We start from the raw sequence: 24,277 nt of genomic DNA on the forward strand, positions 1-24,277 counted from the left end.
ATGTATCCGATGAATTTAAAGTGGAAAACATTTATCTTCAAAACAACTTTTTGGATGATGGGGGAAATTCTTCTTAATATCCTTGGGTTGGACAATGTGGCTGATTATAGTGAGTTTCTTTTTGGGCAAGAAATGGAGTTGTCTAAAAAGAATCATAAAACGGTTAAACTGTCTTGTCTTAAGCCTAAGTTTTGTCCGAAAATTAATGAAAATTGTCCCGTTGATGAGGTGGCTTTACAATTTTCTAATTCTCCAGTTGAAGATTGTATTAGTCATCATGGTATCTTTCTCAAGAAATGTACCAAAATCAAACATTATTGTATTAAGGCTTCTCTATTTTCCGATCTATCTTATAACGTAAAGGGGAAGAATTAAGGCTGTGATTAGTGAACAGTTAGTCCAAGAGTATCGTAATATTATTAGTCATTCTTACCCTGAGCTTGCCTCTTTATTGAATGACTGTTATCTTACTATCATTGATGGTTATCTTAATCCAGTTTCTCAGCCCTACCATTATTTGGGAGTTTATTATGCAGGTAGGGCCGGGAAGGAAATTGTTTTCTATCAAAAAGAATTAAAAAAAATTGCTGAAAATTTAGGATTAGTTGAAGTCGTTTTTCTCAATGCTAAACGATTAATTCGTGATCCTCTTTCTCGTCTCCAACAGGAAAATCCTCGTCTTTGGCTAGAATTATATTGGATTTCTACTAAAATTGAAACTAATTTAGATTAATATCTCGACAATAATTTGATATTTAATGTAAAATTATACAATTATTTAAAATAATATCACCCAGTTAGATGATGTTTGAAAAAGGCAAGTATGATAAGCCAATATAGGGCTTATTTTTTTAGTAAAAAAATCAAATATTTTTAGGATTATGTAGCTCTAGTTACTGTTTATAAATCGTAAAAAAATTACACTGATATTAAGGTAATTTTCTCGACCTATGAAATGCAATAAATGTCCTGATACTTGCCAAAATACCACCACTCAATCAAATAGTTACTGGCAAAAGTTTTTGCCACCAAATTTGAGAAAAGAATCCCCAAAGATTCCCTCTCAAGCAACCTTTGCCCTGGTGGGTTCTCCTAATGTGGGAAAAAGCCTGTTATTTAGTGTTTTAACAGGGACTTATACCACCGTTTCTAACTATCCTGGTACGACAGTAGAAGTGTCTCGAAGTCAGACAATAATTGAGGGAAAACCTGTCACAATTATTGATACACCAGGAATGTATTCCTTAACGCCAATGACAGAAGAAGAAAGGTTTTCTAGGGAATTATTATTTCAAGATAATCTTGATGTAGCAATTCATGTTATTGATGCTAAAAACCTCAATAGAATGTTAAGCCTTACCTTTCAACTGATGGAAACTCAAATCCCAGTTATATTAGCTGTTAACATGGTTGATGAAGCTGAAAAATTAGGGATTTGGGTTAATGAAAAGCAGTTAGAAGCCTCTCTTGGTATCCCAGTTGTTACCCTGTCTGCTGCTCAAAAACGAGGCATTCAAAGTTTAACAGCTAAGATGGCTAATTATGACCACCAACCTGCGCTATCCTACAGCTATTGAAGAAGGAATTACTAAAATCGAGTGCCTTCTTACCTCCGATAAAAACGTGATTAAAGCAGCTATTCAGCCTTTAATTTCTCGGCGTTGTTTAGCTCTTTTACTCCTCCAAAAAGATCCCTTACTTTGGAGAAAAGTACGGGAGCAAGAAACCAGTTTTGAAGCCATTGAAACTGCAGTTAATTCTGTGCAGTCTCAATTTAGTGATCCTTTGATCTTGGTGATTGCTAAAACTCGTCATCAAGCTGCTCGAAAGCTTGAGGAATCTGCTATTGTTAAAATTAAGAAAAAGTCAACGGAAAGTGAGGAATTTTTTCATCAGTTAACCGTTAATCCGATTACCGGATTTCCCCTATTATTTATCATTCATTATCTCGGAATTTATCAATTAGTTGGTGGTTTTGGCTCTGGGATTTTAGCAAGGAATTTAGATAATTTATTCCTTGAGAAAATCAATCCTTTTATTAACTTGATCACGGCTCAATTATTACCTTGGACTGTGTTACAGGATTTAGTGGCCAATGATTATGGAATACTTACCCTAGGAATTCGCTATTCAATTGCAATTATTTTGCCGATTGTTACCACTTTCTTTTTAATGTTTACTCTCCTAGAAGATAGTGGATATTTGCCTAGAATTTCTTTATTAGTCGATCATTTATTTAAAATTATTGGTCTGTCTGGCCGCTCTATTATTCCCTTAATTTTAGGTTTGGGTTGTGGTAGTGTGGGAAGCTTAGTTACTCGTACCATTGAAAGTAAAAGAGAACGATTTATTGTTTCTTTGCTCCTCGCTTTAGTTATTCCTTGTTCGGCCCAATTAGGGGTAATTGTTGGCTTGCTTTCTCAAGATACTACTGCCCTTTTTATCTGGGGTGGTGTCATTACTTTGATTTTTGCTGTTGTCGGGCTATTAATGTCTAAAGCATTGCCAGGAAGTCTTTCTTATTTTTATATGGAAATTCCTCCCTTAAGGTTGCCCAATACTCGCTCAATTTTGACTAAAACTTATAGCCGTGTTCGCTGGTATTTGAGTGAAGTTATACCTCTATTTATCTTAGGTTCTGTTCTAATTTGGATAGGAAAGTTAACGGGTTTATTAACCTTATTAACTAAAATATTAGAACCTATTATGATTAGTCTGGGGTTGCCTCCTCAAGCATCTATTGTCTTTCTTTATGGATTTTTTCGCCGTGATTATGGGGCGGCAGGAATGTTTGATTTACATCATTCTGGCATCTTAATGGGACGACAATTGGTGGTGGCAGCAGTTATATTGACCCTGTTTATTCCTTGTTTTTCTCAAGTTAAATTTATGCTGAAAGAACAGGGAATTAAAAAGACAATTATGATTACTACCTTCGTGACAGTGTTTGCCTTTTCTATGGGTTATTTACTCAATCAATTGTTACTAATTTTGGAGGTTAATCCTTAAATGTTTACTCAAAGTTTTACCGTAGAATCTTTCGCTCTCAATTTGATGAAAGAAAAAGAAAAGGGGATCATTACTCAGTTTCGTAAAAATGATGAAGATCTGCTCAGAAAATTAATTGCTATGGGTATTATGCCTGGACTTTCTATCACATTAGAACAGCGTTTTCCTTCTTATGTGGTTAAAGTTGGAGGGACAAGAATCGCATTAGATAGGTCAATTGCTAAGGCAATTTACGTTAGAAAAACTAGGTGATTGATCCTTGAAATTTAGCGTTAATTGTGATAGACTAGATCATGAAATAGGAGGACTCAGGTGATAATGATGTTCAGCCTTAAATAGTTGGTTCTCATTACCTTGAAGGAAGTAAAATGACCCTCGATTTTTCCCCCGTTTGGATTTCCTTAAAAACCGCCGCTATGGCTACAGTGATCGCCTTTTTTGTGGGGGCGATCGCCGCTTGGTGGATGTTTAAATATCAAGGAAAGGGGAAAAGCTTAATTGATGGAATTTTTACCTCACCTTTGGTACTTCCCCCAACGGTTGTCGGCTTCTTTTTGTTATTACTATTAGGCAAACATGGCCCCTTGGGAAAACTCTTAGGAATGTTTGATGTAACGGTAATTTTTACTTGGTATGCTGCCGTTATTGCGGCCACCGTTGTCGCCTTTCCTTTGATGTACAAAACCGCTTTGGGGGCATTTCGTCAAATTGATCGCAACCTCTTAGCCAGTGCCAGAACCCTTGGTGCCTCAGAATGGCGAGTATTTTGGCGAATTTTGCTACCTTTAGCCAAACCTGGGTTAATTGCGGGGGGACTTTTAGCCTTTGCCCGTGCCTTGGGAGAATTCGGCGCAACCCTCATGTTAGCGGGGAGTATCCCAGGGAAAACCCAAACCATCCCCATTGCCATCTTTTTTGCCGCAGAAAGTGGGGCCATGGCTCAAGCGTTACTCTGGGTGACAGTCATTTTAGTTGTCTCCCTAGGTACAGTGATCGCCGTTAACTATTGGACAGAAAACCCTCCCCGCCGACGGGTTAAGATCAAGACGAAAGAGGGACAACCTACCCTAGTCGATGAAACCTTATTAACGGTTGATCCTCCGGTTGTTCCCTTAACCTGGGAAAATTCTCGCCCTGCTGTCCCCCAAGCTTCCGTTGAATTGATCGTGGACATTAAAAAGCAATTCCCCAATTTTTTGCTTAATGTCTCCTTTACAACCGAGCAATTACCCCTAGGGCTGTTAGGGGCATCAGGGGCCGGAAAAAGCATGATTTTACGCTGTATCGCTGGCTTAGAAACCCCTGATCAGGGCCGCATTGTCTTAAACGGCCGGGTATTATTTGACTCCCAACGGGGTATTAATTTACCAAGTTGCGATCGCCGAATTGGGTTTTTATTCCAAAATTATGCCCTGTTTCCCCATCTCACCGTGGCCCAAAATATCGCCTTTGGCCTACCGAAAGGCCTCTCATCTAGGGCCATTCGTCAACGGGTAGAAAAACAACTAATTGCGGTACAGTTGAAGGAATTAGGCGATCGCTATCCCCAGGAATTATCAGGGGGACAACAGCAAAGGGTAGCCCTAGCCAGAGCATTGGCCAGTGAACCGGATATATTGCTGCTAGATGAGCCATTTTCCGCCCTAGACACCTATTTACGGGATCAATTGGAAAAGCTGCTCAGACTGAGTTTAACCCGTTATCCAGGCGTTACCCTCTTTGTTAGTCATAACCTAGAAGAAGCCTATCGGCTTTGTCCCAACCTCTTAATTATGGAAGAGGGTAACATTTTGATCCAAGGGCCAAAACAAGCGGTTTTTGACTATCCCCATTACTTTAGAGTGGCCCAACTCACGGGTTGTAAGAATTTCTCCCGCGCCCTTCCTATTGCTGCCAATGAAATTACGGCCCTTGACTGGGGATGTACCCTCAAAATTGATGAACCGATTCCCCCAAATTTAGCCCATATTGGCATCCGCGCCCATCAATTGCTGTTTCCTGAGCTTAAAGGCTCAACAGATGGCTACAGCGACAATATTTTCCCTTGTTGGTTAACGACTACCAGTGAAACCCAACATCGGATGACTTTATACCTGAAGTTAAATTCCGCCCCGACTAGCCCTTTCGACTATCACCTACAAGTCGAAGTGTTTAAAAATAAGTGGAATGCCCTAAAAGAGCTTCCCCTTCCTTGGCGGATACAACTTCACCCCCTGCGCCTCATGCTCCTACAGAATTCAAGCGGCTCAAATCCCCTTGGATACCAAGTTAGTCACTCTCCTAGAATGACTAGCCATGATCAGTCCAATCAACGTCCATCCTAAACAACGGAGAACACTTATGGCAAGTTTAACTGGTCTTACCTTCGGTAAACTCGACTGGATTCCTAAATTCGTTCAGTCTATCAATAAAGATACCTGTCTCGGTTGCGGACGTTGTTTCAAAGTCTGTGGTCAGAATGTGTTATCTTTGTTAGCCCTTAACGAAGACGGTGAATTCGTTGATGAAGATGACGATGAAATCGAGCGCAAAGTAATGGCTGTAATCAATCAAGTTAATTGTATTGGTTGTGAAGCTTGCGCCCGCATCTGCCCCAAAAACTGCTATACTCACGCTCCTTTACCTGCGTAAGTCTGATCTGTTGGTTGGGGTTGCGCTTCGGCGCAACCTCCCCCTTTTTCAAGTCAGCACTTCGACTTCGCTCAGTGCATTGCTTCTGGACAATTGAGCGAAGTCGAAATTCAGTAAACGTCATTCGTAATTATTTCTCTCCACACCATCATGAACCAACTTTCTTGGTACGATGTCTCAGAAGATGTTAAACAATTATTAATTTTGGCTACAGATAATTGGCAAAATACTGTTTTATCTGAACAATATATTAATCAAGCGTTAGAGAAAGACGGAAATAATCTAGATGTTTTGATTGGGGCTTATCGCTTCTTTTTTTATAAGAATAAACCCGAAATTGCTCTCAAGATTGCGAAAAAAGTCTTAAGAATTATCCAGGAAACCGAAAACTTACCGCTAGAATGGGAGCAACTTAAACCCATTTTAGTCCAGCGTCAAAATGAATCGTCCATTCGACTGTATCTTAATGCTTATGCGTCTCAAGGCTTTATTTTGGCAAAATTGGGTCAGGTAGAAGCAGCAAAATTGATTACAGAAAGAGTGAAAACGATTGATGAACATCGGGAATCTTGTGCCACAACGGTTTTTGAAGTATTAACCAAAGATTCCGATGAGGATGATGACTAATTTATTTGCTATCTGAGGAAAAATCATGACACAGCCTCGTCAAGAACAATATTTTAATCTTATTGATGAATTGATTCGTTGTCCCAATGGCTCTGAGCCTGATGTTTTGAGTTCTAACACAGAATTAATCGATGCTGGTTTTATTAAGTCTTTGATGCAAGTAGCAACGATGATGGCCCATGAAAATAACCCTGATGGGGCTAAGTTTTTGATTCATGTTGCTCGTCAATTAGCTAAAGAATTAGGGTTATATCCCGAAGTTTCTCCTAATACTTAAGCCTTTATTTTCACGGTTAATTGTGTGATAGTCCTCGTTATATTGTTAGCGAGGATTATTCTTGATCAATAATTTATTTATAACTCAAAAACTCATCAACTGTATGAAAACTAGAGTTTCTGTGCTTTTCTTGAACATAAAGGTATCCTTGAATAGCATCTTTAATATTAATAATAGCTTCATCCATTGTTTTACCTTGACTGACACAACCGGGAAGCGAATGAACTTCTGCAACATAACCATGATATTCTGAATCTAACGTAAAAATTACTTGAAATTTCATTTTATTTTCCCTTATATAGCCTTTAAATAACAATTATAAACTATGAATCTCCCCATTGTTTATCATCCTCAATATGTTGTACCGTTACCTGATGGCCATCGTTTTCCGATGGAAAAGTTTCGCTTACTCTATGAATTATTATTAAGTGATAATATTGTTAAACCAGAAAATATTTATATACCAGACTTTCCCGAATCAGCATTATTAGAATTAGTTCATACCCCTGATTATGTCACAGCTTACTGTCAAGGAACCCTAGATAATAAAGCCCAAAGACGCATTGGTTTACCTTGGAGTGAGGCATTCGCTAAACGAACCTGTATCGCTGTCGGTGGGACTATTTTAACCGCCAAATTAGCTTTAAAGTTTGGCTTAGCTTGTAATACCGCAGGGGGAACCCATCATGCTTTTCCTACTTACGGTTCGGGGTTTTGTATCTTTAATGATTTAGCGATCGCAGCCCGTGTTTTACAACAATTAAACTTAGTCAAAAAGGTTCTTATTGTCGATCTTGATGTTCATCAAGGAGATGGGACCGCTTGGATTTTTAAAGATGATCCTAACGTCTTTACTTTTTCGATGCACTGTGATGTTAATTTTCCTGCTAAAAAACAACAAAGTGATCTCGATGTTCCCTTACCAGAAGGTTTAGATGATGATGGTTATTTACAAATTTTATCCCAATATTTACCAGATTTACTGTCACAATTTAAACCAGATTTAGTGTTATATGATGCGGGAGTTGATACCCATGTTAATGATCGTTTAGGGAAATTATCTTTAACAGATACGGGAATTTATCGCCGAGAAATGCAGGTATTAAGTATTTGTGTTGCTGCAGGTTATCCCGTTGCCAGTGTCATTGGGGGAGGCTATGCTAAAGAAATCAAATCCTTAGTTTATCGACATTCTTTATTACATAGAGCCGCCAAAGATGTTTATCAATTTTATCGGTTATAAGTTATTAACTATAAACCTAAATATTGTTTTAAAGCTTGACTCATAATCTTAGCAGGAACTGGTTGTTGTAACCATAATTCTAAAGCTGCTGCTCCTTGATAAACTAACATATCTAATCCATCAATAATCATTAAACCTTGTTCTTGTGCTTCTTTGAGAAATTGGGTGGGACTAGGAATATAAATAAGATCGTAAGCAATCGCATTTAATGGCATTTTTTCCCATAAATTACTCTCAATGGGAGAATAATTATTATGAGGAAACATCCCAATAGGAGTCGTATTAACTAACAATTCTGTTTCTGATAATATCCCTGGTAATTTATCCCAAGAATACACATCAATTGAAGCATTAAGCTCACTATTAGACCAACTTTGTTGAAATTGTCTTAACTTATCTTGATCCCTTCCTACTACCCTAATTTTAGGGCATCCTAGTTCTGATAATCCAACTAAAACCGCTCTTGCTGCGCCTCCATTTCCTAAAATTACAGGCACAATATTTGACCAATTTCTAGCCAAAGATTTTAAAGGAGATAAAAAGCCAATGACATCAGTATTTGTTCCTTTCCATCCTTTTTCTGTGTACCAAACAGTATTAACTGCTCCGACTAATTTAGCAGTTGTGGTGATTTCTGATAGCAAAGGTAAAATCGCTTGTTTATGGGGAATTGTAACATTAAATCCCTGGACTCCAATAGTAGCAAATCCAGCCAAAGCTGTAGCTAAATTTTGCTGTTTGATAGGGAAAGGAATATAAATATAATCAACACCTAATTGACTAATTGCTGCATTTTGCATCACAGGGGATAAAGAATGTTCAACAGGATCGCCAATAATACCGAGAAGCTTAGTTTTTCCAGTAATTGTCTGCATAAAGAAGATTCATTTTTAAGAGATCATCCTTTATTTTAACCTAATATAATCAGCACACAAAATTAATTACACAAAAACCGTAGGGTGGGCATTGCCCACAATAACCTCTGGATAGGAGTTTTATCCTTTCACTGGGCAATGCCCACCGTGCAATTAATTTTGTTTAGGCACTTATAATCAGCCTACTCAAATTTTTTTCGCCTATGGCTTTTCTGCTTCAAAATCCGTCAAAATCTGTAGAGACGCTCTATAAAACATCTCCAGATTAATAGGTCTATCTTAACCTGATTTTGGATAAATATGAGGTCGATAGGGTGAAAATTATAGCTATGATTTTTTCTTGAGTTTTAGGGTAGCTAATCCTAGGGTTACAATGATGCCAAAAAGATTGTTAGGCTCAGGAACTTTGGCCGTATAAAAATCTAGTTCTACACTAAAAAAGATTTAGCGGGTTTGGTTAACAGCATCAAGTCCCCAATTAGGGGGTCAAAAATAAAGTTAATTAATTGGTTAGGGAGCTAAATTTTAGGTAAAAATCAGGATAAATTAAGCCTTCTTTTTACGGGAACTAAAGCCCGCTAAACCTAAAAAAGATTTAGCGGGCTTGGTTAACAGCATCAAGCCCCCAATTAGGGGGTCAAAAATAAAGTTAATTAATTGGTTAGGGAGCTAAATTTTAGGTAAAAATAAGGATAAATTAAGCCTTCTTTTTACGGGAACCAAAACCCGCTAATCCTACAACGGTTACTAAACCTAAAATGGTTCCTGGCTCTGGTACAGTAGTTGCTTCTTCTGGTGTTGCTACCTCAATATTTCCTCTGATTTCTCCAAAACCAAAAGTAGGATCTGTAGTGTGAATGTTAATATAGATTCCACCCGCGATTAAGTCATCGACATAATCTGATAATCTCTTAGTGGTATCATTATTCCCTTCACAAGTTTGAGGGCCTCCAGTTGCAGTCGGAGGACTCACACAAAAATCAGCATCAGTCCAAATACCATCAACAGTCACAGAAGTAGCAGTAAGATTTGAAAATACAGCATGTGCATCATCTGCTGGCCCATAAATATTTAACACATGAAAGGGACTTCTTTGATTCGGAAATCCTGTATGAAAATGAATCTTAGTGACGGTTCCCATTTGATCTATTAAACCTAAACCATTCAATGTTAATGAATAGGCTAATTCATCCATTGCCTCATTTAATTCAAGGGTTGCGAAACCTGTTCCCAATGATCCTGATGGGGTACTCATTCCCATCCCATTAACAACTTTATCGCCGTTAAGTTCAGCATTAAAGGACATTTGAGCCGCTTGAGCAGAGGTAGCCAAACCAAGACCGGCCATCAACGTGACAGCACTAATTAGTGTTTTATTCATGAGAAAATATTTGCAATACCCTTCACTATTCAGTGTATCGCTACAACAAAATAAGAAACTTAAGAAAATGTTATACCTAATATTTATTTTTTAACTAACCCTCTCATCATTGTCAGGAAAAATTGATAATTTTTCGTGACAAGCTATCAGATTTTCACTATATTATGGTTGGCACAACTAACAAGAGTATCTTGGATACTTCAATTATCATCATGTTGAAAAACAAAAAAATCTTATCTTCGATACTTGCTTTCGGTTCGGTACTAGCAACCGCATCAACGGCCACAGCATTGACACTCAAAGTGGAAGTAGAAAATCTTGCGCCAACAGGTGGCATCCAGTTGACACCAGTGTGGGTGGGTTTTCACGATGGTAGTTTTGACAGCTACGATGGTGGGCGACCCGCACAACCTGGAATAAAAAGCATTGCTGAAGATGGGGATGCAACCCTACTCTCCGCAGACTTCCTTAATAATCTCACCTATATAGACACTAGTGGAGGGACCCGTGTTAGTGCTACAGTCCCATCAACCCAAGTGGGAACCCGTAAAGACGGATTAGTAGGATCTGGTCCCATTGCACCAGGAGCAACTGTCTCGGAGTCCTTTTATGATATTGCAACAGATAGCTCTAACCAATACTTCTCCTACGCTTCAATGCTTTTACCTAGTAGTGACTACTTAGTATTTAATGGTGGCCCTACCACCCACAATCTTTTATCATTGCTCAATGGTACGGAGACGACGATTTCATTTTTCATCGGTGAAACGAACACAGTAAATGATGCTGGTACAGAAGTTAATGACTTTTCTACCTCGGCAGGAAATGCATTGTTCCCAGGACTACCCCCCGGACAAACTGGCCCTAATCAAGGAGCAGATCAAAACGGGGTCGTGACAAATGTAGCTGATCCGATTATCCCCTTTGCTGACTTTCTCAATCGACCAGACGACTTTGACTTTGCTAACCTTAATTTTAACAACACAGCTTTGTATCCCAACGGGGTTGCACGAGTGACTATCTCTGTGGTACCAGATCAACCCCCTGAAGAGGCAGTTTCAGTACCAGAACCCGGTGCTACAGCTGGACTATTTGCTTTCGGTGGTTTGTTATTAGTGAGACAACGCCTGCGTAAGAATAATAGTACAAAAGCATAACAATAAATAAAGCTTAACCTGCATTATTCACGAAGATTTTTACAATCAAGTTTTGATCAATTGCTGAATAATGCAGGTTAGGTATATAATTTACCGAAAAATTGGGTTTAAGGTTCCCCGTCACTTCGGCAAGCTCAGTGCAAGCCTTTTAGGACGGCTTTATATGGTGTATGATATTAAGGATAGCGGGCAGGGTAATCAACCGCTTTAAAAACCCAGTCATCGAAGGATGAACGCACCGTTCGGCTGAGCTCACGGCCGAAGCCTTGAAAACTTAACAGATAGGGTTCTAATGGGAAAAGCACCATTAGGTAAAATGTTTATGCACCACGCCAGTTCCTCCTCGACGGAAACCGCCAAGACCGGACTGGCTCAAGTACCAGATAAGCCAATATTTTAGGTTTTGAACGATACGGTAGGGCATACCGGAATCGACTTCTGCAATGAAGTAAAAGCTTGGGGAGAGAACCACCTCTGGTATAAAATAAGCAATTATTTTATGGTAAGTGGACTCGTTGAACCAAGAATCCACTCGCATGAACGGCAGTGGAGTGTCAACCTGGTTTGTCAACAGCAAAAAGGAGTTCGCTTTGGAACGTACATTTATCATGGTTAAACCCGATGGAGTACAACGGGGACTGGTTGGTGAAGTCATTCGTCGTTTTGAAACCAAAGGATTTACTTTAGTCGGACTCAAGCTGATGCAAGTCTCTAAAGAATTAGCCGAGGAACATTATGACGTTCACAAAGAACGTCCTTTTTTTAGCGGTTTAGTTGAATTTATTGGTTCTTCCCCCGTTGTTGCTATGGTATGGGAAGGAGATGGAGTCGTTGCGGCGGCCAGGAATGTCATTGGCGCAACTAATCCCTTATCAGCCGCCCCAGGAACGATTCGGGGAGATTATGGGGTGAGTATTGGACGGAATTTAATTCATGGTTCTGATGCCATTGAAACCGCCCAACGGGAGATTAGTTTATGGTTTAATGAGAAAGAACTAGCCAGTTGGCAACCGACGATCACCCCTTGGCTATACGAATAAAAAATTCAATTTTCTTCAACTTCAAAGCTAAAGCTAGAACAAGCCTACTTTCGTAGGCTTTCTAATTATCAAGAAGAAATTTTTTCCGATTCTTTGTTAAGGGAATTTTCCAGAGATTCCAAGGAAATTTCTACCACTTCCAAGGAGTCTGGATTTTGTTTAGAAAAGCCCCAAGCAAATATTAAGCCGATCGCCGTAATCATCAACCATTCTGGGGGAACCAATTCCGCATTGATTACCCGAATGAGTAATCTTAATCCCACCAATCCCACGGTAATAAATCCCGCATCTTCGAGATAAGTATAGATTTTTAACCAACTGATGAATAATTCCGCTAAAAATCGCAGGGTAATAACCCCAATAGTTCCCCCGATTAAAATTAACCAGATTTCGTCCGATAAGGCGATCGCTGTAGTAACACTATCGAGGGAAAAGGCGAGATCTGTCACGGCAATTAAGGGTATCGCTTGCCAGAGGGAGGTAAACTCAGGGCCATGATGATGGTGTTCAGCATCTTCTTGGGAGGTAAAATAATTAAACACCAACCACAATAAATAAATGGCTCCTAATAGCTCAAATTGCCAAAATTTGACCACCCAGGTTGCGGTTAAGATCAAAGATATCCGCAACACATAAGCCACAATTAAGCCTAAATTTAAGGCATATCGTTGTAACTTAGGGCCTTTTAAACCTTGGGCAATGGCGGCTAAGGCGATCGCATTATCGGCCGATAAAACAGCTTCTAGGACGATCAGCACCAGGAGCATTAAGGGAGTTCTAAAACTGTGAGCGAGGGAAGAGTCAAGAATCTGGTCTAACATTCAAATATCAGGATGAATAATTGCAATGATTTAAACAACGACACAAAAATGTCGCCATGATGCGATTGATATGATAATTCCGTTAACTTAATGATAATGTATTTAAGCCCATCTTGTCAGACTTCTGACAAATCTGCTGACTTGACTATTTTTGTTCGACCACAATATCTGATCAAAAAAGTCAATAAAATCATTCCGATTAAATATTTTAAAGGATTAGGAATCAGGGGATTTGGGGAAATAAACCCTTCAATAATACCAGCAATTACTAATAAAGGAACGATCCCAAATACTAATTGTGCGGCTTGAAAACCATAATATTTTAAAGCATCAACTCTGCGATATTGACCAGGAAAAAGTAAAGCTCTAGCAATTAATAATCCTGATGCTCCAGCGAGAAAAATGGCCGGTAATTCGAGGGAACCATGGGGAAACACAAAAGCCCAAAAAGGATAAGCTAAGTTATTGAGTCCAACTAAAGCACCAATTGCGCCGATTAATAGGCCATTATAAAATATTAGATAAAGGGTTAAAATTCCTGCAGTCATTCCGCCAGCAACAGCATTAAAAGAAACCTTAATATTATTGATCATAATATTACTAGAAGCTACAGGTTCAACCCCTAAAATTGATCCCATCCACAATTGATGTTCATCCCGTACCATTGTAATTAGTTCTTCTGGCACAATTAAAGACAGAAAGCTGGGATCTTGCCAAGCATACCACCAAGCAATTAAAGCCCCTAATACAAAAATTCCGGTTGAGATAGCAATGTATCCCCAGGTTTGCTGTACAACCCTAGGAAACCCCCACAGATAAAACTCAGCTACAGCTTGCCATTCTTGACGACGGGAACCCTGATAAACTTGACTGTAACTGCGAGAAGTTAATTTTTGTAATTCCCTGATCAGAGTTGCCCCCACTTGCTGGGTTTTGGCCCGGGCCAAGTCAGCAGAGACAGAACGATATAAACTGGCTAATTCATGGATTTCTGAGCTTGGAAGGGACTTTAAACCTCGTTTTTCTATTTTTTGTAAAATAGCATCTAATCGCCTCCAGTTCGGTTCTCGTCTTGTGATCCATCGTTGAATATTCATAACATTTTCTGGAAATCTCTCTAAATCTAGCTTAAGATATCGACGGAGGTAATATTTCAAATAATTTGGAGAAGTTTCACAATGAGTAATAATCCCAATTTCCCGCAACCCATGGGGCCCCTGAGTGTTGGTAATGTGGTGAGTGCTGCCTTAAGAATCTATCGAGATAACTTTAAATTGTATTACACACAAGCTTTGTTAAGCTATTTCTGGTTATTTGTTCCTATTTATGGTTGGGCAAAATTTTCGGCAATTCAAGGATTAATTGCTCGTCTTGCGTTTCATGAAGCGATCGAACGTCCAGAAACTATTTATGAAGCGCGTCAACAGATTCAACCTCGAATGTGGACTTTTTTCATAGCAGGTTTGTTAGTCGGATTAATTGTTTTTGCAGCATTAATCGGTTATTTAATAGTTGTGGGAATTGTAATCTTTATTATTGGTTCTTTGTTTAGAGATAATACAATTTTAGCTGGTATTATTGGGGGATTATTCGGCTTTCTTTCCGTTTTAGTGATGCTTTTTGGTTATGTTTGGATTTTCTCAAGACTTTCAATTGTTGAATTACCCATTGCGGTTGAATCCCCTAACAATTCATCTTTTGCTATTGGTAGAAGCTGGAATTTGACTCAAGGATTTGTGCTTCGTTTACAATTAATATTCTTTGTGGCTTTTTTAATAACGATTCCCTTATCCTTAGTTGTTAATATTGTTAGCATTTTTCTTCCCTCTGACTCTCCTCTTACAGTTTTAATCAATTTAGTTCTTTCCATAGGAATTGGCGCACTCTTTATTCCGTTTTGGCAAGGGATTAAAGCAGTTATTTACTATGATTTACGCAGTCGCAAAGAGGGATTAGGATTAGACATTAAAGATCGGTTAACCTAAAATTATGTAACAATTTGACCGTTATCATCATGAGATTTTTTAATCGCTTTACTTTGGAAACACCGGAGAGTGTTGAATTAGATTTTACCTTGGCAGGAATTGGCAATAGAACCCTAGCCCTAGTATTTGATTATCTTTTTTTGGGGCTTATCCTGATTTTTTATTCTTTGATAACCTTTATTTTTGCGAAGTTTCTTGGTGATATTTTAAGTGATTATTTAAGTGATGTAGCTGATATTTACCTTTGGCTTTGGGCAATTTCCTTGTTAATTCTTTTCTTTACTTATACAGGATATTTTGTTTTTTTTGAAACCTTATGGCAAGGCCAAACCCCAGGAAAACGTTTTGCTAAAATTCGTGTTATTTGTGATGATGGTAGACCAATTGGCTTACAACAAGCTACCTTAAGGACTTTATTACGTCCTATTGATGATATCTTATTTATTGGGGTTTTATTAATTGTTTTTAGTAAATCCGAAAAAAGGATCGGAGATTTGTTAGCAGGAACTTTAGTTATTCAAGAGGAAAGTGAGAAACCTAAAGCTAATTTTTTGATTTCAGAAGAAGCGAAAAATTTAGTCAACTCTATCAATAATACAGCAAATTTAACTAATTTATCTCCTGAAAACTTTGCAGTTATTCGAGAATATTTACAACGACGGGAGGCCATGTTATTACAGGCAAAACATGAATTATCCCGTAAGTTAGCTTATCAGGTTAAGGATATTATTCAATTAGCAGAAATACCCGAAGGAACAACAGCTAATCATTTTTTAGAAGCGGTTTATCTCGCTTATCAACAACAAAATTCATCTGAATTTGGAGAATAAAACAATGAGTCAAACACCTGTAACCGTAACCTATTCATTAGAAGAAATTTTAAAGCAGATTAATAGTAAGTTAGATAAGATTGATGAAAAGTTTGAGGCTAAGTCAGACAAATTCGAGGCTAAATTAGACACCCTTCAAAAAGATGTGAGTGAGTTTAGAACTGAAACCAAAGTCTCCATTGAATCACTCAAAGGAGAAATTAAAACTCTTGATGCAGAAGTGAAAGGAATCAGTAAACGGTTAGATACTCAAGAATTTATCAATCGTTCAGTTGTGGTTGGCTTTATTTTAGCCATTGGGACGGGGGCTGTCAAATTATTTTTCCCAAACTTCCCCCATTAACCCCTAACATTTAAGGCAACCATTGAGGACGAAAACCAACTAAAGGTAACTCTTTTAAGTCAGCTTGAACATTAGCTTTATTTCCATTTGGTGGAATTAATAACCATAATTGACCCCCCACAATAGCTTCTCCTGAATTACTCGTTAATTTATCAGTTAAATTAGGATTATCACTGGTAATCACTTGATCAAAAAGCAATGCTAACCCATCAGGAGCTAAACTAATTTTAATATCTTTATAGTCCGATAATTTCGCTAAAGGTGTCATATTGCCTGTCTTCAAATCAAACTTAGCAAAGTAAGGTTGTTCTTTATATTCATCCCCAGGTAATAAGTCCGTTAATAAACAATATAGTTTAGTTCCCATAGGCGTAAATTGACAATCAATAATTGATCCCTGTGTATTTAATAATTCCTTTTGTATGCCTTGATTATTGACATAAAACAGCGATCGCGTATAACGTAAATTAGCATCATCGGTATTAAAATCGACCATTGCTGCTGCATTACCATTAAGATTAAAACTCAACAATTGACCAAATTTTGGTAAAAAGTCCAAGGGTTCCGCCTCTGGTTTTAAGGGTAAAATACTAATACCTTCCCCTCTAGCCACCGCTAAGGTTTGACTATCAGGTGTAATTTTAAATTCTCCCCCTGTCACCTTTAGTCTTTCCGGTTGATTTCCTTCTTTTAGCATCCAGAGATCAAAATCAGCAGGATTTTCTCGATTTATCCTTTGTAAAACTATAATTTTGCCATCAGCAGACAGATCAAATTGATTATTTTGATAGGTTTTATTATCTAAAATTTGTTCTATTTTTCCCGCCGAATTACTGTTAGTATTTTCAACCCCATTATTGACCCCAGTGGTAACAGTATAAAGCTGTAATTGTCGTAACCCCTCAACCCCACTCCCTTGCTCGGCCGCTGAGAATAAAATGCGATCGCCTTCGGGATAAAATTCAAAATTCATCACCACTAAATCAGGAGGTGTCAGAATACGCTTAATCTGTTGAGTGACATTATAAAAAACTAATCTCCCTTCTTCTTCCCCTTGTGTCCCAATATAAGCCAAAGCGCGATCGCGGCTTTGAAATTCCCCCACAAAAGACTCCATCACGTCGCCGGGGTTTCCTGCTTGGCGAAATCTTTCCTTCCCTTCACTTAACTGTACCTGATAGGTTTGGCCGTAGGGAATGGGGGTTTCTAGGGTATAAGCGAGTCTACGCCCGGCCCAGCTAATTTTTCCCGGCAGAGGGGGCTTAATCACTAAATTTTGCTCCACACTGGCTTTATCCATAGGTCGATCAAAGGTCAAAATAAATGCCCGATCTTTTGCCCCTACTTGTTGATTTTCCCAGCTAAAATGTTCAACCCTGGGGCCATTGCGAAAAAAACACTCACTACCACACACTTTTTCCCCAATAACCAGGCCAGCAATGACCACACTAAAAGCACCAATGAGGAATAATGAAACTTTGTCAATGGGTTCTTGTAATAGTAGTTTGTTCATAATTTAGATGAGATACAGGGTTTTTTGATTTTAGCTAAATTAATAATTAATAACAGGCTCAAGCCTTATTCTACCAAAACTAAGCCCGCCTTCGCGGACTAAATCTTAGGTTGCGTAGGCAACCTTTGTTTGTATAGCCTAACTCTTTAGAGTTAAGATCTATGATTTATGCTAATTTAACATAACAGATACCTTGTTTGAAAAATTTGTTAATTTTCCGAGAAAACGCGATGTAAATACTGGGATAAAGTAAAGGCATCAACCCCTAATTCGCTGCGTTCTTTTGCGGCTATAATTCCCGCTTGACTATGACACCAAACGGCAGTAGCAACCATCGCTTCTAAGGGTTTTTCTTCACGCAAATTTTGTCCCAATAGCCCCCCAATTAATCCGGTTAAAACATCTCCACTGCCCCCTCTGGCTAAGGCGGGGGTACTTTCAGCAATTACCCAAGCTGTTCCTTGAGGATGGGCAATAATTGTTCTGGCCCCCTTCAATAAAATAATCGCACCACTTTCTATGGCCGCAGTTTTCGCCGCCGTCATTCTATCTTTTTCAGGATGTAGAATCTGGGGGAAAAGTCGTTTAAATTCTCCTAAATGGGGGGTTAAAATTGTAGCGTAGGGACGTTGAGAGAGATGGGAAACCATGTCTAATTGTGCCAAAAGATTGAGTCCATCAGCATCTAAAATAAGGGGGCAATTGGCTTCTAAAACTGTTTCGATGAGCGAGGGGGTTTCTGTGGTTAAACCAGGGCCGCAAGCGATAATATTATAGGAGTCGAAGTCTGTCGCTAAAGGGGGTAACTCGGCGATCGCTCCGGTTTCGGTTTCGGGACAGTCAATAATTAACGCATCAGGAAGATGACTGACTAATAAGGGTTTCAAGGAGGTGGGAGCGGCGATCGATAACATTCCCACACCACTGGCCCGGGCCCCTAACCCGGTTAAAATACTGCCCCCCGCATAACGACGGGAACCACAAATAAGCAGTAAATGGCCTTGCTGATATTTATGGGTTAGTAGGGGACGGGGTAAGGGTAAAAACTCTAGCGCTAGAGTTTTAGTTAAAATTTGTAAGGGGGACGGTTGGGAAACAATTGACCAAACATCTCGTAAAGGAATGCCAAAATCTATCCTTTCAGCTTGTCCAATGTAGGGTAAAGCTTGATCTTGAAAAAAAGCAGGTTTCCATAACCCTAAACATAAGCTAAGAGTCGCTTTAACAGCAGTGCCTAAGATTTCTCCGGTGTCGGTGTGTAACCCAGAGGGAATGTCTACACTCACCACAGGAATTGACCATTGATTGAGGAGATCTACTGCTAAAGCAATATTACCCGATAGCGATCGCTTTAGGCCAAACCCGAATAATCCATCAATAATTAACTGACAGTTGCTTAAAGATTCGATGTCACCATAATAGGGAATGCCTAAACTATCGGCATAGTTTGCGTGTTGCTTGGTTAATTCTTTTAATTGAGGAAAGGGACGATATAAACAGACATCATAGCCTTGTAAGTGCATTTCCCTGGCAATGACTAAAGCATCACCTCCATTGTGGCCTGGCCCCACTAATACCCCAACCCGTGAGACTTTAGAGAGGGGATAAAGCTGCTGAATTCGTCTGAACATGAGATAAGCAGCTTTTTCCATGAGTGCGGCCACTGGCATTCCGGCCGCAAAAATTCTCCCTTCAATTCTAGCCATTTGTTCGGCCGTGACTACAATGGAGTCAAGTTGTTTTCTCTGTTGCATGATTAATACTCTTTTCTCAAACTATTTTATTATGGTATATTTTTAATGTTTATTTTGTTAATTAACCTATGAAAGTAGAAACGAGATGGCACAAATTATTGTCCAAAACTGTTGGCATTTTCTCTCAATTTCCCCGCTCGCGCTATTTAGTTGAAGGGGGAATATTTCTCCTGTTAGCTTTAGCAACTGTTATTCTCCATTGGAAGATGATTCGTGATGGTATCAGCGGACAGGGTGATCTCAAATGGCATCTTCCTTGGCTTCAGCATTTCTCTAAACAACTGGCTGAGGGCATTTGGTATCCTCGATGGTTAGCTGGAACCAATTATGGCTATGGCAGTCCCTCTTTTGTCTTCCAACCTCCTTTAGTCTTTTACCTTGGCTCATGGCTCAAATTTAGTGGTCTTGATACTCAAGACGCTGTTATTGTGCTGTTTTCTCTGGCCCTTTTTCTTTCGGGTCTGACTTTTTATATTTATGGCCGAAAGAAATGGGGAACTCTTGCCTCTCTAATTGGAGCTTTAGCTTATATGACGGCTCCTTACATAGCTTTTGATATTCACTGGAGAGGCGGTATTGCCTCTGTATTCGTTCAGGCATGGATTCCTTTAATCTGGTACTTAACCGAGCAATCTTTATCCTACTCAAAATGGAGGCCGGCTCTGGCTATTGCTTGGACTGGACTAGCCTTAACCCATGTTCCAAGCCTCTTACTCTGCGCGGTTATTTGGTTGCCCTATACCTTCTTCGGTCTATTAAATAAACCCTGGAAAGCTGTAGTCACAACTATTTTATCTGCTGGCATCGGTTTAGGGATGGCATCTGTTTTCCTATTGCCAGCTATTTTGGAACAATCTTTTCTCGATCTTGAGTATATTAAACAACAAATTGGTGGTATGTCTTCAAATTTAATTGGAGTGGGAATGCCACTGTTTCCTTTTAATCGAATAACCTATATTTTTGCTCATCAATCATTAGTAATTATCATTTTAACTATTGTAGCTTTGGCCTGTTGCCGCCATCGTGATTCAGCTAGACGCGAAATTTATTCTTGGTTTGGCTTTGCTCTAATGGTTGCTTTTCTCATGAGTTCATTATCCGAACCAATTTGGCAAGCTAGTTCAACCTTACAAAAAGTTCAATTTGCTTGGAGACTTTTAACGTTTTTTTCGTTTGCCGGAGCAGCTTTATGCGCCCTAACAGTCAGAGAAATTCTCAAGCTCCGTCTCAGTCTGAAACTGTTATTCTCTTTGATAATTATGGGCATTCTTTTAACCAATTTTAGATACTCATACCAGCAATCTCGTCAATTTATTGGCCTGCGTAACCCAGGCCGAGGCAATATTGAGCATCTCAGATATATTAAAACAATTCTCGACGACCCTTACACCGATAAACTAAGGGATTATGCGGGCTATCGTCCAGCACTAACAAACGGCCGTCCATCCCCTCCCACTCCTGTCATGGGACAACCACGAATTTCTCTGATTAACGGTCAAGCAGAAATTCAAATCGACCAGTGGTCTAGCTATGAGCGAATCTTTAAAATTACGGCAGCAGAAGCTTCAACTATCCGAGTGCGAACCTACTATTATCCAGCTTGGCATCTATACCTTGACCAGAAGCCTCATCCCATCGTCATGGCTGATGATGGAACTATAAAATTTCAACTAGAGCCTGGGGTTTATCAAGTGCATTTGCGATATCAACGGACTCCTGCTTTTATTTTGGGAGGCATTCTCAGTATTTTAAGTATCATTCTTTTGATAATCTTTGGTTTTTTCTCGGCTGATAAAAGGACTTCAAGAAAGTTATCTTAATTTTTTTAAGAGACGTTATCCATAACGTCTCTATCTCTAATGTTTATTATTCTCCTGTTACAGATAAATTATCAACCCAAATTCTCGGACAAACGCCCCCAGGAGTAACTTCTGATTCTGTTTCGATACAAATAATTGATTTTAACAATTCTAGAAAATCTCCCGCCACTGTAGCAGCATCAATACTGGTTAATTTTCCTTGGTTAACTAACCAGCCATCAAAGGGCAAAGAGAAAGATCCTTGTAAGGCATTTACTCCCGCATGAAGGGCTTGTAATTTATCAATTAAAATGACATTTTCTGCATCATCTAGACTATATTGAGGGGCTTCTGTTGCATTAGAAAAGACGTGATAAAAATGAGAACCAACTGTCACTTTTGCCCCAATATTGGCGTTTCCTGTCGGTTGAGCATTCATCCGTTTAGCGGTTCCTGTGCTGTGTAATAATCCACTGAGAACCCCATTTTTAATCAATTCAACGCGACGGGTAGGAGTTCCTTCTCCATCAAAGGTTTCTGCTCCAATATTATCAGGATGTAAGGCATCATCACAAAGACAGAGAGAAGTAACAGCAACTTCTGTGCCTAATGAATCTGGGTTAGAAAGACTTTGTTTATCTAAAATATTCTGAGCATTAAACAGGTTAGAAAAGGCACTAATTAAGCTTAAAAATGCTTTTGAAGAAAAGACAACTCTGTATTTACCAGAGGGAATACTTTGATAATTAATATGACTAATTGTTTTTTCAGTCACTTCTTTTAAACAGCCTTCAATATCTAAATCTGATAACCCTCGGCTGATTTTCATGGAACTTGCGCCCCTCGGTTTTTTACCTTCTTCTTCCGTGCGACTATAGAGATAAATAACCGCATAGGAACGAGCTTCTTGACGCATAGCTCCTTCACTGTTTAAATAGAATCGTTTAATATCTTCTTGAGATAACCCGTTATAGGGAACCCCTTTAATGGCAGAATGAGCTTCCAATAGGGTTTTTTCTGCTTGAATTAAGGTATCAATTAAGGTAGGAACGGGGGCAGGTTCAACTAATTGATCTGATATATTAGCAATGGGATTTTTAGCTTCAGGACTAAATTCTGGAATGTTTTCTGTATTGCCAAAAATACTAGCCTCTTTTGCCGTTTCTAAAGCTAATTTTAGACCTAATTCATCTAAATCAGTTGTCGTTGTTACCCCGACAGTTTCCTTCTCATTCCAGACTCTAACAATGACACTGGAACGATTTGATGCTTGGACTTGTTTGGGTTCCCCGTTATCAACTTCAACGCTGGTTTCATCAACAGATGAACCATAAATATCATATTTAGTAATGCCGATTTCTTTGGCACTTATTTGAGCATAATTGGCGATTTCTTCTGTGTTTAGCATAGAGTTTTATAGTGCTTTTTCGGGATAGAATATCTCAGGAGAGAGATGGTTTTTGCTTTATTTTACCATTCTTCATTGTACCCTATTCAGTCAGTTCTTGGGGATGAATGAATTATGAACACTTTAACACAATTTTCTGGACTGTGACAGCCTAGAAGGCTGTGTTACTGTTTTTATCTCAAGTAGGTTGAGTTATTTCTTAAAACAGACTGCCCAAACAATAACACTAGCAAATCCAATATACCCGACAACGGTTAACCAATTCAAAAAAGTATGATAAATCATTCGTTATCATTCAGCAAGCTAAACAGTAATTATCCTACTTTTATTAAGTATTAAGGAGTTTCAAACAAACGATCATCAGGAAAGTTACTCACTGCTCTTTGTAAGGCATTGAGAGACTGATTATATTGAATAATTGCCTGTAAAAAACGCCCCCGCGCACCGGAAAGATCCCGTTGAGCATTAATAACATCCGTTTGAGTCCCTACCCCGGCCTGAAACCGCAGACGAGCTAATCTCAGGGCTTCATCAAAGGTAGCCACATTCTTACGGGTACTATCAATATTTTCCTTATTGGCAATCAAATTGTGATAAGATTCTTCCACTTCAAACCTAATTTCATTGCGTTGGTTAGCAAATTCAAGGTTCGCTCTATCCATCCGACGTTCAGCCCTTCTTGCCCCCTCAAAGGCTCTCCCCCCATCAAAAATCCGCCATCTGACGCGAGCTTGGAACGTCCAATCCATTAACACAGGCACACCATCATCAAAGTTCTCACGAGCATCATAATTCGCCAAAAAATCTACTCTAGGTCTAATTTCAGCTAAGGCAATTTCTCGATCATTTTCCCCAAGCTCCCGATCAATTAATCTTTGTTCTAGCTCAGCCCGATTTTTGTAAGCGCGGACAATGGTTTGATCCAGGGACAAATTCCAAATCCCTGATTCGGCAATTTCATCGGCTGCGGATAATTCGACGTGTTGCCCCACACTTAGGGTTTCTGCCAGTCTTCGTCTGGATGTTCTTTGATCGGCGATCGCTCTGGTTAATTGTTCATTAGCTGTAGCTAAGTCTCCTTCTGCTCGTAAGACATCAAATCGCGTCCCTAAACCTGCCGTTTCTAATAATTTGGCATCCCGTAAGGTTTGGGAGGCATTTTCCACATCCGCTTGCCGAATAGCCACCTGAGCATCAGCATTTTGTAGTAGGTAATAGTTATCCGTCGCTTCAAAGCGGACTCGTTCCGCAATCACTTCCACTTCTAATTGCTGACGACGCACTGAACGCTCCGCTCGCTCAATCCTGGCCGAGCGTCCTCCCCCTGTATAAATATCATAAGTTAGGTTTGCGCTGGCTCTGGCATCGGTAAAGGTTTCTGCGGAGGTTGCCTCAGGAATTAGAGTCCCTAACTGATCTGTACCACCCCCGAAAACCCGGTCATTCCGAAAACGCACCAGGCTGGTTTCGATGTCAAGAATCGGGAAAAGTTCGGCTCTAGCGATCCCTAATTCTGCCTGAAATTCTTCTAACCCACATTCCGCACTTCAAAAAAGTAGCATAATCGTAGTATGAAATCAGGGG

The 24,277-nt window shown here is 39.3% G+C and carries 27 protein-coding genes; 16 read left to right on the top strand and 11 right to left on the bottom strand.

Going from position 1 to position 24,277, the window contains the following annotated elements:
- Positions 1 to 9 precede the first annotated feature (9 nt).
- The 9 genes from VB691_RS05200 to VB691_RS05240 all read left to right on the top strand — a co-directional run bounded on the left by VB691_RS05200 (position 10) and on the right by VB691_RS05240 (position 6,544).
- Positions 10 to 375, top strand: coding sequence for a hypothetical protein (locus VB691_RS05200; RefSeq protein ID WP_323290404.1), 366 nt, complete (start codon positions 10 to 12; stop codon positions 373 to 375).
- Between the two features lie 4 nt (positions 376 to 379).
- A complete protein-coding gene (locus VB691_RS05205) occupies positions 380 to 733 on the top strand; it encodes a hypothetical protein (RefSeq protein ID WP_323290405.1) in 354 nt (117 codons plus the stop codon).
- Between the two features lie 217 nt (positions 734 to 950).
- Entirely contained in the window at positions 951 to 1,577 is a 627-nt protein-coding gene (locus VB691_RS05210) for a FeoB small GTPase domain-containing protein (protein ID WP_323290406.1), read from the top strand.
- A complete protein-coding gene (locus VB691_RS05215; protein ID WP_323290407.1) occupies positions 1,543 to 3,009 on the top strand; it encodes a nucleoside recognition domain-containing protein in 1,467 nt (488 codons plus the stop codon). The genes VB691_RS05210 and VB691_RS05215 overlap by 35 nt, the downstream gene beginning before the upstream one ends.
- Positions 3,010 to 3,261, top strand: coding sequence for a FeoA family protein (locus VB691_RS05220; protein WP_323290408.1), 252 nt, complete (start codon positions 3,010 to 3,012; stop codon positions 3,259 to 3,261).
- 116 nt (positions 3,262 to 3,377) lie between these two features.
- Complete coding sequence (gene modB / locus VB691_RS05225) at positions 3,378 to 5,333, top strand: molybdate ABC transporter permease subunit (RefSeq protein ID WP_323290409.1); 1,956 nt, start codon at positions 3,378 to 3,380, stop codon at positions 5,331 to 5,333.
- A gap of 16 nt (positions 5,334 to 5,349) precedes the next feature.
- A complete protein-coding gene (gene fdxB / locus VB691_RS05230) occupies positions 5,350 to 5,640 on the top strand; it encodes a ferredoxin III, nif-specific (RefSeq protein WP_323290410.1) in 291 nt (96 codons plus the stop codon).
- Between the two features lie 150 nt (positions 5,641 to 5,790).
- The gene (locus VB691_RS05235) at positions 5,791 to 6,267 is read left to right on the top strand and encodes a hypothetical protein (protein WP_323290411.1); all 477 of its coding nucleotides are present in this window, start codon (positions 5,791 to 5,793) and stop codon (positions 6,265 to 6,267) included.
- Between the two features lie 25 nt (positions 6,268 to 6,292).
- Positions 6,293 to 6,544, top strand: a complete 252-nt coding sequence (locus VB691_RS05240) for a hypothetical protein (RefSeq protein WP_323290412.1) — start codon at positions 6,293 to 6,295, stop codon at positions 6,542 to 6,544.
- A gap of 73 nt (positions 6,545 to 6,617) precedes the next feature.
- Here the strand turns inward: VB691_RS05240 and VB691_RS05245 are convergent, their stop codons facing one another.
- Positions 6,618 to 6,827: a type II toxin-antitoxin system HicB family antitoxin gene (locus VB691_RS05245; RefSeq protein WP_323290413.1), complete on the bottom strand. Its 210-nt coding sequence runs from the start codon at positions 6,825 to 6,827 to the stop codon at positions 6,618 to 6,620.
- Positions 6,828 to 6,869: 42 nt separating this feature from the next.
- Here VB691_RS05245 and VB691_RS05250 point away from each other — a divergent pair, with 42 nt between their 5' ends.
- The gene (locus VB691_RS05250; protein ID WP_323290414.1) at positions 6,870 to 7,787 is read left to right on the top strand and encodes a histone deacetylase; all 918 of its coding nucleotides are present in this window, start codon (positions 6,870 to 6,872) and stop codon (positions 7,785 to 7,787) included.
- Between the two features lie 8 nt (positions 7,788 to 7,795).
- Here VB691_RS05250 and VB691_RS05255 read toward each other — a convergent pair whose 3' ends face one another.
- The 3 genes from VB691_RS05255 to VB691_RS05260 all read right to left on the bottom strand — a co-directional run bounded on the left by VB691_RS05255 (position 7,796) and on the right by VB691_RS05260 (position 10,043).
- The gene (locus VB691_RS05255) at positions 7,796 to 8,662 is read right to left on the bottom strand and encodes a shikimate dehydrogenase (RefSeq protein ID WP_323290415.1); all 867 of its coding nucleotides are present in this window, start codon (positions 8,660 to 8,662) and stop codon (positions 7,796 to 7,798) included.
- Positions 8,663 to 8,989: 327 nt separating this feature from the next.
- Positions 8,990 to 9,106, bottom strand: a complete 117-nt coding sequence (locus tag VB691_RS25805; RefSeq protein WP_416244727.1) for a PEP-CTERM sorting domain-containing protein — start codon at positions 9,104 to 9,106, stop codon at positions 8,990 to 8,992.
- 253 nt (positions 9,107 to 9,359) lie between these two features.
- Positions 9,360 to 10,043 carry a CHRD domain-containing protein gene (locus VB691_RS05260; protein ID WP_323290416.1) on the bottom strand — a complete coding sequence of 228 codons (684 nt, stop codon included), beginning with the start codon at positions 10,041 to 10,043 and terminating at the stop codon, positions 9,360 to 9,362.
- A 122-nt stretch (positions 10,044 to 10,165) separates the two neighbouring features.
- Here VB691_RS05260 and VB691_RS05265 point away from each other — a divergent pair, with 122 nt between their 5' ends.
- The gene (locus VB691_RS05265; RefSeq protein WP_323290417.1) at positions 10,166 to 11,200 is read left to right on the top strand and encodes a spondin domain-containing protein; all 1,035 of its coding nucleotides are present in this window, start codon (positions 10,166 to 10,168) and stop codon (positions 11,198 to 11,200) included.
- A 307-nt stretch (positions 11,201 to 11,507) separates the two neighbouring features.
- Here the strand turns inward: VB691_RS05265 and VB691_RS05270 are convergent, their stop codons facing one another.
- On the bottom strand, positions 11,508 to 11,810 hold the full coding sequence (locus VB691_RS05270; protein ID WP_323290435.1) for a hypothetical protein: 303 nt from the start codon (positions 11,808 to 11,810) through the stop codon (positions 11,508 to 11,510).
- Here VB691_RS05270 and ndk point away from each other — a divergent pair.
- Positions 11,791 to 12,240, top strand: coding sequence for a nucleoside-diphosphate kinase (gene ndk, locus VB691_RS05275; protein WP_323290434.1), 450 nt, complete (start codon positions 11,791 to 11,793; stop codon positions 12,238 to 12,240). The genes VB691_RS05270 and ndk overlap by 20 nt on opposite strands.
- 68 nt (positions 12,241 to 12,308) lie before the next feature.
- On the opposite strand, the gene VB691_RS05280 is transcribed toward ndk, so the two are convergent.
- Both VB691_RS05280 and VB691_RS05285 read right to left on the bottom strand, forming a co-directional pair.
- Positions 12,309 to 13,061 (bottom strand): TerC family protein, encoded by a 753-nt coding sequence (locus tag VB691_RS05280; RefSeq protein ID WP_323290418.1) that lies wholly within the window; start codon positions 13,059 to 13,061, stop codon positions 12,309 to 12,311.
- Between the two features lie 116 nt (positions 13,062 to 13,177).
- Positions 13,178 to 14,158 (bottom strand): stage II sporulation protein M, encoded by a 981-nt coding sequence (locus tag VB691_RS05285; protein WP_323290419.1) that lies wholly within the window; start codon positions 14,156 to 14,158, stop codon positions 13,178 to 13,180.
- Between the two features lie 81 nt (positions 14,159 to 14,239).
- On the opposite strand from VB691_RS05285, the gene VB691_RS05290 reads away from it, so the two are divergent.
- From VB691_RS05290 to VB691_RS05300, 3 genes are read left to right on the top strand one after another with little or no spacing between them, the layout of a single operon-like run.
- Positions 14,240 to 15,046, top strand: coding sequence for a hypothetical protein (locus VB691_RS05290; RefSeq protein WP_323290420.1), 807 nt, complete (start codon positions 14,240 to 14,242; stop codon positions 15,044 to 15,046).
- 29 nt (positions 15,047 to 15,075) lie between these two features.
- Entirely contained in the window at positions 15,076 to 15,876 is an 801-nt protein-coding gene (locus VB691_RS05295) for an RDD family protein (protein WP_323290421.1), read from the top strand.
- A gap of 4 nt (positions 15,877 to 15,880) precedes the next feature.
- A complete protein-coding gene (locus tag VB691_RS05300) occupies positions 15,881 to 16,219 on the top strand; it encodes a hypothetical protein (RefSeq protein ID WP_323290422.1) in 339 nt (112 codons plus the stop codon).
- A 10-nt stretch (positions 16,220 to 16,229) separates the two neighbouring features.
- Here VB691_RS05300 and VB691_RS05305 read toward each other — a convergent pair whose 3' ends face one another.
- Positions 16,230 to 17,732 carry an Ig-like domain-containing protein gene (locus VB691_RS05305; RefSeq protein ID WP_323290423.1) on the bottom strand — a complete coding sequence of 501 codons (1,503 nt, stop codon included), beginning with the start codon at positions 17,730 to 17,732 and terminating at the stop codon, positions 16,230 to 16,232.
- 209 nt (positions 17,733 to 17,941) lie between these two features.
- A complete protein-coding gene (locus VB691_RS05310) occupies positions 17,942 to 19,486 on the bottom strand; it encodes an NAD(P)H-hydrate dehydratase (RefSeq protein ID WP_323290424.1) in 1,545 nt (514 codons plus the stop codon).
- 68 nt (positions 19,487 to 19,554) lie between these two features.
- Between VB691_RS05310 and VB691_RS05315 the strand changes: the two genes are divergently transcribed.
- Positions 19,555 to 21,306, top strand: coding sequence for a 6-pyruvoyl-tetrahydropterin synthase-related protein (locus VB691_RS05315; RefSeq protein ID WP_323290425.1), 1,752 nt, complete (start codon positions 19,555 to 19,557; stop codon positions 21,304 to 21,306).
- A 46-nt stretch (positions 21,307 to 21,352) separates the two neighbouring features.
- On the opposite strand, the gene VB691_RS05320 is transcribed toward VB691_RS05315, so the two are convergent.
- Positions 21,353 to 22,693, bottom strand: coding sequence for a TldD/PmbA family protein (locus VB691_RS05320; RefSeq protein ID WP_323290426.1), 1,341 nt, complete (start codon positions 22,691 to 22,693; stop codon positions 21,353 to 21,355).
- 335 nt (positions 22,694 to 23,028) lie between these two features.
- The gene (locus VB691_RS05325; protein ID WP_416244729.1) at positions 23,029 to 24,198 is read right to left on the bottom strand and encodes a TolC family protein; all 1,170 of its coding nucleotides are present in this window, start codon (positions 24,196 to 24,198) and stop codon (positions 23,029 to 23,031) included.
- Positions 24,199 to 24,277 lie beyond the last annotated feature (79 nt).

It is taken from the genome of Crocosphaera sp. XPORK-15E (genome assembly GCF_034931425.1).
GTDB lineage: Bacteria > Cyanobacteriota > Cyanobacteriia > Cyanobacteriales > Microcystaceae > UHCC-0190.